Genomic DNA, 14,580 nt, shown 5'->3' with positions numbered 1-14,580 from the left:
CGTTCAGGCCCGGGTGATACGCACAGAGTCACCGGAGAACGCCCGGACGGCCGCCACGATCTCCTCCCGCCCACGCCGGTAGAGGCGGCTGTCCAGCGGCAACCCTGGCCCGGACGCCACCGGCCAGGCATCCCGCCGGTGCAGCCCCTCGACACCCGGCGTGGTCGGCGTGATGCTCGGTCGCACCCGGAAGTAGAGCGTCGGCCCGTCCACCACGACCGACCGCAACGCGTCCCACGGCAACACCGCAGGCCCCTGCCCCGTCGGCAGCCGCACCCCGTCCAGATCGATCATCAACGGACTCGACCGCCGCTTTCGCCGCCCCACATACCCCGCCGCGCGCACCACGACCACCACGACCCCGAGCGCGAGCAGCACCAACGCCCCCCACCGCGGCAGCCACCCACCGACCCACAACCCCAGCGCGACCACCACCACCGCCACGCCACCGATCACCCACCGCACAACCGGCCGACGCCACGCCTGCTCGTCCGGCTCCGCGATGAACAGCTCCCCGACTCCTGGTGCCACCAGGAACCCCCTTCATCTCGACCATCCGACCCTACTGGGACACCCCCACCCCCCGCGTCATGAATGAGAACCATCACTACACCCCGTAACGACCCCCCCGCCCAGCCCTCCAACTCGACCACCCCAAACTCGACCACCCCCAACCCAGCCACCACGCGGGATCGCGCCGCGAGGCGAAGCCGAGCCAACAAACACAGGGCGCGGTCTGTTCGTGGTGGGCGTTCAGCGGTCGGTCGGGATACGGGACAGGCGAGCGGCGCGGTCGGCCCGACCCTCGGCCCGGCCGACGATCCACAACGTCATCAGGTTCTGCACCGGGTGCAGCACCCACCGCCACGCGCCGATCACCGGAAGCGGCGGCGCGACCCGGCCCCGCGCGCGACGAGCGGCCCGCGACCGCCACGCCATCTGCAGCTCGAACAACACGATGCCGATCGCGGCCGGGGCGGCGAACATGATCGAGGCCTGCACGCCGTAGCCCTTGCTCGCCGCGTGCTCCCAGTTCAGGTAGATCGACCCGGCCAACAGCACCAACATCGTCAACCGCGGCCCGGCCCCCGAGTCCGGCGACGACGCGTACCGCTGCGCCAACCCCGCCACAATCAACGCCGCCGCGTCGAACACCAACGACACCGTCGCCGCCAACGGAGTCGGGATCGCGAACGTCCGCGCGTAGTCGAACAACGACCACCACGAGATCCCCAAGGCCGCGGCCACCACCACCAACCACGCCGCGGTCGCCACCCACCGCAACACCCGCGACTCGGCACTGTCGGCCACCACGGCCTGCTCGACCGGCTCGGCGTCGCTCTCGACGGTCACCGACCGCTCGGTCCCGACCCGTTCGGCGACCTGCAATCCGGTCCCGACCTCGTCGGCCACCGGCACCTCGGCGGCGTCCTGACCGAGGGCGTCAAGCTCGGCCAGCAGCTCGGGGGTCAACCGCACCAGACTGCCGGTGTCCCCCATGCCCTGCTCGCGCCGCCACTTCGTCACCACACTGGACGCATACGACCGCCTGGTCTCGACCCCGTACCCGCCCAACCACGCCCGCACCCCGGCGGTGGTCGGCGGCTCGACCCGCGCACACGCGTACCGGATCTTGTCGCCGAGCAAGGGCAAGGCGCCCAACGCCACCGCGTGCCCATCCTCGACATGGGGCGAGACCGCGACCATGACACCGTCCTCTCCAGCGCAACCACCGAAGTACGCGTCCGCGCCAACGGTGCAGCACCCAGACCCACGGCGACCTCCGCCCCGACGGCTTGATCACGGTAACCGCAGTGACAGAACGCGATCACGCACCCCCGGGCACCGATCCCCGCCGATCCGGTTCACGCTGGTCCAGCGACCCGGCCGTCGCTCTTTGGCTCATACCGCAACAACGCGTCACCATCCGGCACCCACCCCTGCTTCGAGCGCCGCACATCATGCGCGACCGGGCGTCGAACTGGTGGCGTTGATCCAGAACTCCGGGCGCGCCGGTGCCCGGCCGCAGAACCCATCGCCGCCAACGCGTCGCAGACCTCCCCGCGCGAGAAAGAAGCACTGCCCAGCGGACGCGCGATCCACTGCCACACGTAGTTCGGCCACCGGCCGCGGCCGATGAGAGCGTCCATGAGGTGACTGCGCTCAGTCACGGCTCCGCACCTCGATGGTCAGCTCCGCTGACAGCGCAACGAGCGTGAGACTGCCGCCAGACGTGATTCCACCGGGCGGGGCCGTCAGCCTGAGGCGATCCGGCGGGCAGCGAGTGCTGCCCGCCGGATCGGCCAGGCGCTTCTCCTCAGTCGGCGGTGGCCATTCCCGCAACGCTCTGGTGCATGCGGGGGTGCCGCCTACGCAAGTTCGGGGATCAACTCGCCGATCAGCCGGATGCTCTTGAGCACCTTCTCGTGCGGGATACCGCCGATCTGCTGCAGGCACATCATCCGGTCGATCCCCAGGTCCGCGTACGCCCGCAGCTTCCGGCGGCAGGTCTCCGGGCTGCCCACGATCAGCGAGTCCTGGGCGCTGAGCACGGTGAAGATCTCGTCGTCCGGCACCGCCTCGCCCTGCAGGATCCTGGCGATCAACAGGTTCGCCTCGGTCGGCGCGTTCGTCGACTCCCCGCGCAGGAACTCGCCGGTGAGACCGCCGCCGTCCGGCGCGGCCACGATCTCCTGCTGGCGCGCGTTGAGCCGCACGAACTCGGCTGCCGCCTCGAAGAACGTCAACGCCGTCACCGTGTACCAGGCCGCTGCCGCCGCGGCGCCGTCGCGCATCGCTTCCTCGTCGGTGTCCGCGCAGTGCACGAACGTGAAGAACCCGACCTGGTTGTTCACATACGCCCCGACCGGGTCCGTGCACTGCCCGGCCGCCGACCGATACAGCTCGATCAGCCTGCCCGCGCGCTCCAGCGACTCCCACATCGTCGTGCCCAACACGCCGACCCCGCGTCGGCCCGCCTCCTCGAACGACGCCGGACTGGCCGCCGCCTGCCACAACGGCGGGTGCGGCCGCTGCACCGGCTTCGGCGAGATCGACACGTCCTCGACGCGGTAGTCGTCGCCCTCGTAGGAGAACCGGTCCGACATCCACATCCCCGGCACCATCTCGAACGCCTGCCGCGTCTGCGCGCGCGCCTCGTCCGGGTCGATGCCGAACAGCCGCCACTCCGGGATCGTCGACCGCGTCAACCCGAGCTCGACCCGCCCACCACTGAGCACATCCAGCGTCGCAGCCCGCTCCGCGACCCGGATCGGATGGTTGAACCGCCCCGGCGCCAACACCGCCGCATGCCCCAACCGAATCCGACTCGTCCGCTGCGACAACGCCGCCAACATCAACTCCGGCGCCGAGGACAGGCTGAACTCCCCCGCTCCGTGGTGCTCGACCTGCCACCAGCAGCCGTAGCCGAGCTCGTCGGCGAGCACCGCCTGTTCGAGAGCCTGGCCGAACCTGAGCTGCTCGTGCCCCGCACCCCACGGCTTGGGGTTCTGGATCTCGTTGAACAGGTCGATCTTCATGCGCCCTCCGGCAGCTCGTGTCACTGAGGTGATCAGTCACCGACAACGACCACGACGCCACAAGGATGCGCCCGCCCCACCTCGCACGACCCCCGTCATCCACAGCCAAGATCACCAGCAGCTGCGCCGAGTCTGTTTCCGCTGGTAGAATTGACATCCGGGGGTCCCCCGGGAAGTTGTCCACATCCCCTCGATTCATCCACAGGTCCGGCGCGTGGGTTGACGGGATGTCGGGGGATGCCGTCCGGGCGTGTCGTCCACAGGGCGCCGCAGCCATCCACAACCCGACCCCCACGGCTTCCATCGCCCTGACCTGCGCAGATAGACTCACGCGCGGGCCGGCCCCCGGGCGGGAGGGGCCTGTCCTCGGGTCGGGTCGATGATCAGCGGGATGAAGACACTGCGTGACCGACCGGGCTCACGTACCGTGATCACATGAGCGGTTTCCGTACCTCGTTCGAGGCCGCCGACCCGGTCCCCACCTGGCTCGACACCCCCGAGATCGGCGTCGACCCCGTCGCCGCCACTCTTCGTACCCACCTCGGCCCAGGCCCCGCCACCGCCTACGCCGCGCGCGCCGGCGTGGGATTCACCGGGGTCCGTGCCCTACGGTACGAGGGCGAGGCAGGCGCGGGCGGGCACGCCGTCAACCGGGTGTTCTGGTCGGATCAACCCGTCCACGAGGACACCGAGCTGTCCTACGTGATCTTCCCCGAATGGACCGACCTGCACTACGCCAGCACCCACGTCGCCATCGACCTCGCGTTCACCGACGGCACCCGCCTCTCCCGGCTCGGCGCCGTCGACCACCTCGGGTTCCCGTTCACGCCGAGAGCCCAGGCACGGGCACTGTTCCCGGTCCAGTGGAACCACCGCACCGTCCACTTAGGCCACATCGCCGCAGGCAGGACCATCGCCCGCGTCCTGCTCGCCTACGACTGCCCGCACGGCCCCACCACCTTCGCGGGCTGGATCGACGACCTCGCCATCGGACCCGCCCCCGACCGACCCCGCGACCCGGTCGAACGGATCGTCACCACCCGCGGCACCCACTCCACCGGCACCTTCTCCCGCGGCAACACCATCCCCGCCACCGCCGTCCCGCACGGGTTCAACTTCTGGATCCCGGTCACCAACGCCGCGGTCACCAACTGGTCCTACGAGTACCACCGCGGCAACACCGCCACCAACCGCCCCGCGTTGCAGGCGATCGGCCTCAGCCACATGCCCAGCCCGTGGATGGGCGACCGGCACACCTTCCACCTCATGCCCACCACCGGCACCGACGTCGGCCGCCGCGCCCGCGCGCTCACCTTCGACCACGCCCACGAACACGCGCGCCCCTTCCACTACGCGGTCACCTTCGACAACGGCGTCAGCGCCGAGATCGCCCCCGCCGACCACGCCGCCATCCTCCGGTTCCGCTTCCCCCCGGGCCCGGTCAACCTCATTCTCGACAACGCGGGCAACGAAGGCGCCGTCGAGGTCTCCGGCAACACCATCACCGGCCACACCGACATCCGCAGCGGCCTGTCCGTCGGCGCCGGACGGATGTGGATCCACGCCCAGGTCGACCAGGCCGTGCTGCGCGCCGACCACCGCTGGCGCGGCCTGGCCCGCGCCCGCACCATGCTCCTGCGCTTCGCCCCCGACACCCCCGAAGTGACCGTCCGCGTCGCCACCTCCCTCATCAGCCCCGAACAGGCCCGCGCCAACCTCGCCATCGACGGCTGCGCCACCACCTCCTTCGACACCGTCCGCGACCGCGCCCGCGCCGCCTGGGCCGCGATCACCGACCGGATCGAGGTCGACGGCGCCACCGACGACCAGCTCACCACCCTCTACTCCTGCCTCTACCGGCTGCACCTGTACCCCAACTCCGGCTTCGAGATCACCGACACCGGCCCCCGCTACGCCAGCCCCGTCACCCCGCCCGCGGTCGAGAACGGCCGCATCCACGTCAACAACGGCTTCTGGGACACCTACCGCACCTGCTGGCCCGCCTACGCCCTGCTCTCCCCCACCCGCTGCGGCGACCTCGTCGACGGCTTCCTGCAGCAGTTCCGCGACGGCGGCTGGGTCTCCCGCTGGTCCTCCCCCGGCTACGCCAACCTGATGACCGGCACCAGCTCCGATGTCGCCTTCGCCGACGCGCACGCCAAGGGCGTCACCGGCTTCGACGCCCACGACGCCTACCGCGCGGCACTGCGCAACGCGACCGTCGTACCGCCCGACGACAGCGTCGGCCGCAAGGGCCTGGACCGGTCGATCTTCCTGCACTACACGCCACTCGACATCGGCGAGGGCCTGTCCTGGGCGCTGGAGGGCTGCGTCAACGACCACGGCATCGCCCACCTCGCCGCCGCCCTCGGCGACGAGGACAACCACGCCTACTTCCTCGACCGCGCCCGCCACTACATCCACCACTTCGACCCCGCCACCGGCTTCTTCCAGGGCCGCGACCGGACCTTCCGCCTACCCCCCGAGTCCTACGACCCACGCGTCTGGGGCTACGACCACACCGAGACCAACGGCTGGACCTCCGCCTTCGCCGCACCGCACGACCCCGCCGGACTCGCCGCCCTGCACGGCGGCCCCGACGCGCTGTGCGACAAGCTCGACACCTACTTCGCCACCCCCGAGACCGCGGACTTCCCCGGCTCCTACCGCTCCACCATCCACGAGATGACCGAGGCCCGCGACGTGCGGATGGGCCAGTACGGGCACAGCAACCAGCCCGCCCACCACATCGCCTACCTCTACACCCAGCTCGGCCGCCCCTGGCGCACCCAACAGCTCGTCCGCGACGTCCTCGCCCGCCTCTACCAGGGCAGCGAGATCGGCCAGGGCTACTGCGGCGACGAGGACAACGGCGAGATGTCCGCCTGGTACCTCCTCAGCGCCCTCGGCCTCTACCCGCTGCGCGTCGGCAGCCCCGTCCACGCCATCGGCTCACCGCTGTTCCCGCGCGCCGTCGTGCACCTGGACAACGGCCGCGACCTGGAGATCATCGCCCACCACAACAGCCCGACCAACGTCTACGTGCAGAGCCTGCTGGTCGACGGCGAACCGCACGAGCACGCCTGGATCGACCACGACGTCCTCGCCGCGGGCGCCCGCCTGGAGTTCACCATGGGCCCCGAACCCTCCCGCTGGGGCGCCGACCACCTGCCCGACCCCCTCGGCGACGGCCCACCCCTGCGCGACATCACCCTCGGCCACCCCGGCCCGCTCCACGACGACACCACCCGCACCGAATCCACAGTGGACGCACCGGTCACCGTCACCACCGACCCCGCCTCCGTCCGCCTCTACACGCTCACCTCCGCGAGCACCGGCCCGGACCCGACCTCCTGGACCCTGCGCGGCTCCGACGACGGCGAGACCTGGTACACCCTCGACACCCGCGCAGGCCAGACCTTCCCCTGGCGCGCCCAGACCCGCCCGTTCCGCGTGACTTCACCGGCGCGCTACCGCCACCACAGTTTCATCTTCGACGGCACAGTGCGCCTCGCCCAGATCCAGCTCCTGGCAGGCGCCGACTGACGAGGACCGACACGGCGAGGTGACGGTGCTGCGACTGGCGGGAATCGGCAAACGCTACGACGGCGACCACTGGGTGCTGCGCGACGTCGACCTCACCCTCACCCCGGGCACCGTCACGGCCATCGTGGGCGGCAACGGCTCCGGCAAGTCCACCCTCCTGCGCATCATCGCGGGCGTCTCCCGCCCCAGCACCGGCACGGTCACCGGCCGCCCACCCGTCGTCGGCTACGTCCCCGAACGGTTCCCGCCCGGCGAACGCATGTCCGCCCTCGCCTACCTCACCCACCTCGGCCGCGTCCGCGGCCTGCGCGGTCCGGCAGCCCACGACCGAGCCTGCGAACTCCTCGACCGGCTCGCCCTCGTCGGCGGCGTCCACTCGTCCCTGCGCACCCTGTCCAAGGGCAACTCGCAGAAGGTCGCCCTCGCCCAGGCCCTCCTCGTGCCACCGCGGCTGCTCGTCCTCGACGAACCCTGGTCCGGCCTCGACACCGACACCCACGGCGTGCTGGCCGCGATCATCGCCGAGACCGCGGCCGACGGCGGCACGGTCCTGTTCACCGACCACCGCGAGTCCGTCACCCGCGCCCATGCCACCCACCGTCACCGCATCACCGCGGGCCACGTCCAGGCGCTGGACGACGGCCCCGACCACTTGGTGGAGGTCGTGCTCAGCACCGGCACCCACGACCCCGGCTGGGACGCGCTCACCGGAGTGGTCAGCTCCACCCACCACGACGGCCGCGTACACCTGCGCGTCGAACGCGCCCACTCCGACGGTCTGCTGACCGTCGCTCTCCGGCACGGCTGGTCGGTCGAGCGCCTCACCCAGGAGGCCGCCCGGTGATCGCCCTCATCCGCTACGCGCTGGCCACCACCCTGCACGCCCAGCGCTACCTCGCCCCCGTACTCCTTTACTTCGGCGCCGTCGGCATCTCCTCCGGCGACAACTCCGGCCCGATGGCCGGGGTGTACGCGCTCAACTCCGCGATCCTGCTCATCTGTGCGGCCTGGCTGACCATGACCGTGCTCAACGCCGCCGAACCCGCCCACCGCGCCATCACCATCACCGCCGCCCGCGGCCCGGTCCGGGTGCTGCTCGCCGACATCCTGGTGGCCCTGCTGCTGGCCGCGGGCCTGATGCTCATCGGCCTGTTCCTGCCGCTGGCCCTCATGCCCCGCCCGCTCACCGGACCCGACCTGCTCACCGGAGCCCTGACACACCTGCTGTGCGCGAGTATCGGCCTGGGCATCGGCCTGCTCTGCTCACGTCTGGTGATCCGCCGCCAAGGCTGGGCCCTCATCATCGCCCTGGCCGCGGTCGCCTGCTCCCTGCTGATCACCGGCACACCGCCGAACCTGCTGTTCAAAGCCCTCGCCACGACGACCCACGCCGACGACGCCCTCCCCCTGGCAGCAGGCCTGTTCCCTCTCGGCCTCGCGATCCTCGCCCTGGCCGCGACAGCCACCCACCAGATCTCCATCCGCAAGGACTGACCACGACCTCGCCACGCAAGCCCCCACACCCCACCTGTGGACCGCTCGACACCCCGTGGACAACTTGCCGGGGAACCCCCTAATCAACTCTACCAGCGAAAACAGGCCGTCCACCAGCGCCGATGATCTTGCCTGTGGACTACTTCCGGTGATTCGTGACCAGGGACAAGAGAGCCGCAGCCAGAGCGCGGCCGTTCGGAGAGCGCCCACGTACACACAACAGCCCTCCCCCGGAGCTCGAACGCGTTCCACTCCCCTGCCTGTCGAACGACGACGCGGACCTCCACAGCCATACCCGCCGCGCGGACCCGAGTGGCCCTCTTCCCTCCGGGCGTTTTTGGGTGTGTGCGAGCGCCACCAGCTGAGCTGAACAGCCATTGTTTATCTTGATAGTGAATAGCGGATAATGAACCAAAGGGAGAGGCATCCGGATGTCGATGGGTAAAGGCGCAGGTGAATCGGGTCCTTCGATCGAGTGCTCCCCATCGTCGGAAGGACATGGGCCGGACCGATGTCGGGTAGGACGAGTCCATACCACCGAACGGACCATTCGATATTAGTCCATCCGCAGGAGTGATTTCATGCGTACCGCGCTCACCGGATTCGCCGTGCTCGGGCTGCTCGCCGCGGGAGCCGTGCCCGCGTTGGCCGACACCGCGGGCACGCCCGCCGGGCTGGCGATCTCGATCATCGGCACCGACGGGATCGACTCAGCCCAGCTGAACTGCGACCCCACCGACGGCAGCACGCATCCCACGCCCGGCCGGGCGTGCGCGAGCCTGGACAAGGTGGACGGGGACTTCAACGCGTTGCCCGACACGGGCAGGCTGTGTCCCTACAACTACGACCCGGTCACCGTGACCGTGGACGGGACCTGGGGCGCCCGGGAGGTCCACTTCACACATGACTACCCGAACCAGTGCGTCGCCGAGGTCACCAGCGACGACGTGTTCAACCTGCGGAAGAACCCGGCCTGAGGTCAGGCGCCGGTGGAGCCGCCCACGGTGGCCTCGCCTGCGCGTTCGAGGTCCTCGTCCGGCTTGGGCTCGGGCGGCACGATGCTTGCCAGCTGGGAGCCGGAGTCGTTCATCCGCAGCACGAACGGGCGGGTGGCGGTGTAGCGGATCACCGACACCGACGCCGGGTCGACGATGATCCGCTGGAAGGTGTCCAGGTGCTGGCCGAGCGCGTCGGAGAGCACCGACTTGATGACGTCGCCGTGGCTGCACAGCAGCCAGACCGCGCGTTCGCCGTGGGCGGCGGTGATCCGGGCGTCGTGCGCCCGCACCGCCCGCACGGCGCGGGCCTGTACGTCGGCGAGGCCCTCGCCGTCGGGGAAGACCGCGGCGGACGGGTGCTGCTGCACGACCTTCCACAGTGGCTCGCCGACCAGGTCCTTGATGGCCTTGCCGGTCCAGGAACCGTAGTCGACCTCGGCGAGCGCGTCGTCGACGACCGGGTCCAGGTCGCGGGCGGCGGACAGGGCCGCGAGGGTCTGCGCGCACCGCAGCAGCGGAGAGCGCACGAGCCCGGCCAGCGGCAGGGCGGTCAGGCGCTCGACGAGCTCGGCGGCTTGCCGTTGGCCCGTCTCGTCGAGCGAGACGCCTTCGCTGCGGCCGGCGAGCACGCCGGAGCCGTTGGCGGTGGAGCGGGCATGGCGGAGGAGGACGACGGTGGCCACGGCCGAACAGCCTAAGCGGAGCCGATCACCCGCGGCCGACCAGGTCGTCCTCTCACTCGATCAGGTGGCCGAGATGGCGCCGGTGGCGAGCAGGCCGCAGAGCAGCGCGCCGACCAGGATCCGGTACCAGACGAACAGCATGTAGTTGTGCTTGGCGACGTAGCGCAGCAGCCAGGCGACGCAGGCGTAGCCGACGACGAACGAGATGATCGTGGCGACCACGGTCTGCGGGATGCTGGCCTGCACGCCGGGTCCGCTGCGGTCGAGGACGTCCGGGATGCTGAAGATGCCCGCGCCGAACACCGACGGGATGGCCAGCAGGAACGAGTAGCGGGTGGCCGACTCGCGCGTCAGGCCGAGGAACAGGCCCGCGGTGAGCGTGCCGCCGGAGCGGGACACGCCGGGCACCAGCGCCATGGCCTGGGCCAGGCCCATCAGGAAGCTGTCGCGCATGGTGAGCTTGTCGCGGGTCTGCTTGCCCAGCTCGTCGGCGACGGCGAGGACCACGGCGAAGACCATCAGCACGATGGCGGTGATCCACAGGTTGCGCAGCTCGGTGCGGATGAGGTCCTTGAAGACCACGCCGAGCACGGCGATCGGGGCCGAGCCGATGATCACGTACCAGGCCAGCTTGTAGTCCGGGTCGGCACGGGTGTCCGATTTGACCAGTCCGACGAACCAGGCCTTGAGCAGTCGCCAGATGTCCTTGGCGAAGTAGATGATGACCGCGGTCTCCGTGCCGAGCTGGATGACCGCGGTGAACGAGGCGCCCGCGTCGTCGCCGAACCAGAGTTCGGAGACGATGCGGATGTGCGCCGAGGACGAGATGGGCAGGAATTCGGTCAGTCCTTGGACGAGGCCGAGGATGATTGCTTGAAACCAGGTCAACTACCGACTCCCGCGAGTTCCAGGGCTTCCGCGGCGACCCGCAGGGCCGCCTTGCTGCGCTCCAGATCTTGCAGGATCGGCGAAACCGTGAGTGTGGTGACCCCCGAGTCGGCGAGTTCGCGCATCTTGTCCGCGATGCGCTCCTTCGGGCCGAGCAACGAGGTGGCGTCCAGGAAGCCGAGCGGGACCTTGGCGGCGGCGCCCGCGTAGTCGCGGTCGAGGTACAGCTCCTGGCATTCGGCGGCCTCGGCGGCGTAGCCCATGCGGCAGGCGAGGTTGTTGTAGAAGTTCTGCTCGCGGCTGCCCATGCCGCCGACGTAGAGGGCGGCGTAGGGGCGGACGAGGTCGGCGGCCTGGCGCCAGTCGTCGGCCACGACGATCGGCACGGTGGGCACGACGTCGAAGCCGTCGAGGGTCTTGCCTGCCTTGGCGCGGCCGCGGGCGATGAGTTCGAGGGACTCGCGGCCGTGTTCGGGCGAGTAGAAGATGGCCAGCCAGCCGTCGGCGATCTCGCCGGTGAGTTCGAGGTTCCTGGGGCCGATGGAGGCGAGGTAGATCGGGATCCGCTCGCGTACCGGGTGGACGGTGAGCTTGATGGCCTTGCCCGGACCATCAGGCAGCGGGAGCGTGAAGTGCCTGCCCTGGTGGGTGACGCGTTCGCGGCGCAGGGCGGCGCGGACGATGTCGACGTATTCGCGGGTGCGGCCAAGCGGTTTGTCGAACTTGACGCCGTACCAGCCCTCGGAGACCTGCGGGCCGGACACGCCGAGGCCGAGCCGGAAGCGGCCGCCGGAGAGGGTGTCCAGGGTGGCGGCGGTCATCGCGGCCATGGTCGGCTGGCGGGCGGGGATCTGCAGGATCGCGCTGCCGACGTCGATGCGCTCGGTCTGCGCGGCGACCCAGGCGAGCACGGTGGGCGCGTCGGAGCCGTAGGCCTCGGCGACCCAGGCGACCGCGTAGCCGAGACGGTCGGCCTCCTTGGCCATTTCGAGGTTGGCCGCGTCGTTGCCCGCACCCCAGTAGCCCATGTTCAGTCCGAGTCGCATGCGCAGAGGTTACCCACCGGTAGCCGCCGCTCGCCAGGGCGCGGGCGCGTCGGCACGGCGCGCGTCCTAGGCTCAGTGATCGTGGAGCAACGACACCTCGGGCGCAGCGGGCTGCGGGTTTCGAGACTGGGCCTGGGCACGTTGACCTGGGGCGCGGACACCGACGCCGATGAGGCGGCGGCGCAGCTGGCGACGTTCGTCGAGGCGGGCGGGACCCTGGTCGACACCGCGGACATCTACGCGGACGGGGCGGCGGAGGAGCTGCTCGGCGGGCTGCTGGACGATCTTGTGCCGCGCGACCGGATCGTGCTGGCGACGAAGGCGGTCGCGCGTCGTCACGACGGGCCGTTCGGGGGCGGGGCGTCACGGGGCGCGTTGCTGTCGGCGTTGGAGGGGTCGCTGCGGCGGTTGGACACCGATCACGTCGATTTGTGGCAGCTGCACGCGTGGGACTCGGCGGTGCCGTTGGAGGAGACGTTGGCCGCGGTGGACGCGGCGGTGCGCAGCGGCAAGGTCCGGTACGCGGGGGTGTCGAACTACGCGGGATGGCAGACGGCGTCGGCGGCGACCCGTCAGGCGTGCGTGGCGGGGGCGGCGCCGTTGGTGAGCACGCAGGTGGAGTACTCGCTGCTGGAGCGGTCGGTGGAGCGGGAGGTCGTGCCCGCGTGTGAACACCACGGGTTGGGTGTGCTGCCATGGGCGCCGTTGGGGCGCGGGGTGTTGACCGGGAAGTACCGGGCGAACACGCCCGCGGACTCGCGTGGGGCGTCGGCGACGTTGGCCCGGTATGTGGAGCGGCATCGGACCGAGCGGGCGGCGCGGATCGTGCAGGCGGTGGTGACGGCGGCCGACGGTCTCGGAACCTCGCCGCTGGCGGTGGCGCTGGCGTGGGTTCGGGACCGGCCGGGTGTGGTGGCGCCGGTGGTGGGGGCCCGGGACGCGGCGCAGCTGCGGGGGTCGCTGGCGGCGGAGGAGCTGACGTTGCCCGCGGCGATCCGGTCCGCTTTGGACGATGTCAGTGCGGTCGAGTTCGGCTACCCGGAGCGGATTCCGCACCAGCCGGGTCGTCGATGAAGTAGGCGCGGACGTCGACCCGGTAGACGAGGTGCGCGGCGCCGAGCACGAGCAGCGCGGACACGGCGAGCGCGGACAGGCCCGCGAGGCCGTCGGCGAAGCCCGACATGAGGACCAGGGTCAGGCCGGCGACGAGGAGGGCGGCCGGGCGTGCCCAGTCGCGCCCGGCGCGGATGCTCAGCGCGAACCAGGTGACCAGGGCCATCGGCACGAGCACGGCGGGGAGCCCGTTGTCGCCGAGTAGCGCCAGGTGGGCGCCGGTGACGGTGACGTGGAGCAGAAGCAACACGCTGGCGGCGCGCACGGGTGCGGGTGGATCGGCGGGCTCGGTGTCGCCGAGGATCGGCCGATGCGCGGGATCAATCGCCATAGCCACCTCCGGCACTCGTGCCCGATCCGTCGACCCGAGCACGCTCCGTGTTACAGCTGGGTTGCGACTTCACCCGTCAGTCGTAACAAAACCCGGTGTGGTGAATGCGGTGATGGCACTTCCGTCGCCGAAAACCGACCATCCGGTCCGGACTCCGGGTAGCGCTCTTCTCCCCCGGGCTCAGCCCCGTGACTCGATCCACGCCCCCGCCCGCCGAGCGACAACGCGGTCGCCAACGGCCGAACCCGCCGCGCGGACACGAACCGGCCCTCCCGCCCGGGTGCCTGTTGGCTCCGTTCCGCGCGCCCGCTCGGCGGCCCTGGGCACGCGGCGCTTGAGCACTGCCGAGCACGCCCTCTCGAACTCGGTAGCCAAGCGGCGATACCGAGCCTGACACTCCCGACAGCCCTAACCCCGCCCAGCACGCCAGCAGCCCGGATACGGCGGCGTGGTCCGCGCTGGGCAGGCCTGCACACTGGGTGGGCCTGCATGGATCGATGTCGCCCCTCGGCAATCGAGGTCGGGCCCGCAGGGCGCCTGGGCGACGGCCACGGCAGGCGCGCCCCGGGCGGTGGCAGCCACCGCCAAGTGTCGTCACCTCCACAACTGGCGGTCGGCGACTCACCCTTCACGGGCCTCACGGCTCACGATCGGGCACCGCCAGCCCCGTGCAGGCGGGATGCCCGGGTGCCCATGTCCGCCAGCCTCACCGGGATCCCCTCGGCGCTGCGGCGGCCACGCCATTCCCGTGGCCTTGCTTGGCCCTACCGCTTCCTCTCCCCCGCTACCCCGTTCCGCTGTCCAATGCAATCCGTGTCCCGGCCCTGCCCGATCCACATCCGGTGTCGCGGCCCGCTGTCCTGTCGGGCGGGCGATCATGACTTCCCCTCGCGCTCGCACAACCTCAACTCGCAACGAACGACACGCCCGGGAAAGTTCCGT

The 14,580-nt window shown here is 70.8% G+C and carries 12 protein-coding genes; 5 read left to right on the top strand and 7 right to left on the bottom strand.

What is annotated here, in order from left to right:
• Positions 1 to 3: 3 nt before the first annotated feature.
• From C503_RS0100905 to C503_RS0100895, 3 genes are all read right to left on the bottom strand, one after another.
• Positions 4 to 531, bottom strand: coding sequence for a hypothetical protein (locus C503_RS0100905; RefSeq protein WP_018680308.1), 528 nt, complete (start codon positions 529 to 531; stop codon positions 4 to 6).
• 222 nt (positions 532 to 753) lie between these two features.
• On the bottom strand, positions 754 to 1,707 hold the full coding sequence (locus C503_RS0100900) for a DUF2637 domain-containing protein (RefSeq protein ID WP_018680307.1): 954 nt from the start codon (positions 1,705 to 1,707) through the stop codon (positions 754 to 756).
• A 662-nt stretch (positions 1,708 to 2,369) separates the two neighbouring features.
• Positions 2,370 to 3,539, bottom strand: a complete 1,170-nt coding sequence (locus tag C503_RS0100895; RefSeq protein WP_018680306.1) for an LLM class flavin-dependent oxidoreductase — start codon at positions 3,537 to 3,539, stop codon at positions 2,370 to 2,372.
• 435 nt (positions 3,540 to 3,974) lie between these two features.
• Between C503_RS0100895 and C503_RS37230 the strand changes: the two genes are divergently transcribed.
• From C503_RS37230 to C503_RS37225, 4 genes are all read left to right on the top strand, one after another.
• Positions 3,975 to 7,085 (top strand): GH92 family glycosyl hydrolase, encoded by a 3,111-nt coding sequence (locus C503_RS37230; protein WP_018680305.1) that lies wholly within the window; start codon positions 3,975 to 3,977, stop codon positions 7,083 to 7,085.
• 19 nt (positions 7,086 to 7,104) lie between these two features.
• Positions 7,105 to 7,929 (top strand): ATP-binding cassette domain-containing protein, encoded by an 825-nt coding sequence (locus C503_RS0100885; RefSeq protein ID WP_018680304.1) that lies wholly within the window; start codon positions 7,105 to 7,107, stop codon positions 7,927 to 7,929.
• Positions 7,926 to 8,579 (top strand): hypothetical protein, encoded by a 654-nt coding sequence (locus C503_RS0100880; protein WP_018680303.1) that lies wholly within the window; start codon positions 7,926 to 7,928, stop codon positions 8,577 to 8,579. The genes C503_RS0100885 and C503_RS0100880 overlap by 4 nt, the downstream gene beginning before the upstream one ends.
• Positions 8,580 to 9,160: 581 nt before the next feature.
• The gene (locus C503_RS37225) at positions 9,161 to 9,556 is read left to right on the top strand and encodes an SSI family serine proteinase inhibitor (protein WP_018680302.1); all 396 of its coding nucleotides are present in this window, start codon (positions 9,161 to 9,163) and stop codon (positions 9,554 to 9,556) included.
• A 2-nt stretch (positions 9,557 to 9,558) separates the two neighbouring features.
• Here the strand turns inward: C503_RS37225 and C503_RS0100870 are convergent, their stop codons facing one another.
• From C503_RS0100870 to C503_RS0100860, 3 genes are read right to left on the bottom strand one after another with little or no spacing between them, the layout of a single operon-like run.
• Positions 9,559 to 10,260 (bottom strand): histidine phosphatase family protein, encoded by a 702-nt coding sequence (locus tag C503_RS0100870; protein ID WP_018680301.1) that lies wholly within the window; start codon positions 10,258 to 10,260, stop codon positions 9,559 to 9,561.
• A 60-nt stretch (positions 10,261 to 10,320) separates the two neighbouring features.
• Positions 10,321 to 11,148 carry an undecaprenyl-diphosphate phosphatase gene (locus tag C503_RS0100865; RefSeq protein ID WP_018680300.1) on the bottom strand — a complete coding sequence of 276 codons (828 nt, stop codon included), beginning with the start codon at positions 11,146 to 11,148 and terminating at the stop codon, positions 10,321 to 10,323.
• Positions 11,145 to 12,194, bottom strand: a complete 1,050-nt coding sequence (locus C503_RS0100860; RefSeq protein WP_018680299.1) for an LLM class F420-dependent oxidoreductase — start codon at positions 12,192 to 12,194, stop codon at positions 11,145 to 11,147. Before C503_RS0100860 ends, C503_RS0100865 begins: the two co-directional genes overlap by 4 nt.
• Before the next feature lie 81 nt (positions 12,195 to 12,275).
• Between C503_RS0100860 and C503_RS0100855 the strand changes: the two genes are divergently transcribed.
• Positions 12,276 to 13,268 carry an aldo/keto reductase gene (locus tag C503_RS0100855; protein ID WP_026315860.1) on the top strand — a complete coding sequence of 331 codons (993 nt, stop codon included), beginning with the start codon at positions 12,276 to 12,278 and terminating at the stop codon, positions 13,266 to 13,268.
• Here C503_RS0100855 and C503_RS37220 read toward each other — a convergent pair.
• Positions 13,210 to 13,638: a hypothetical protein gene (locus tag C503_RS37220; protein WP_018680297.1), complete on the bottom strand. Its 429-nt coding sequence runs from the start codon at positions 13,636 to 13,638 to the stop codon at positions 13,210 to 13,212. The genes C503_RS0100855 and C503_RS37220 overlap by 59 nt on opposite strands.
• Positions 13,639 to 14,580 lie beyond the last annotated feature (942 nt).

Origin of the sequence: Actinokineospora enzanensis DSM 44649 (assembly GCF_000374445.1) — a bacterium.
Classification (GTDB): domain Bacteria; phylum Actinomycetota; class Actinomycetes; order Mycobacteriales; family Pseudonocardiaceae; genus Actinokineospora; species Actinokineospora enzanensis.
The sequence above is the reverse complement of the archived record's forward strand: the minus strand, read 5'-3'. Positions and strand labels throughout refer to the sequence as shown.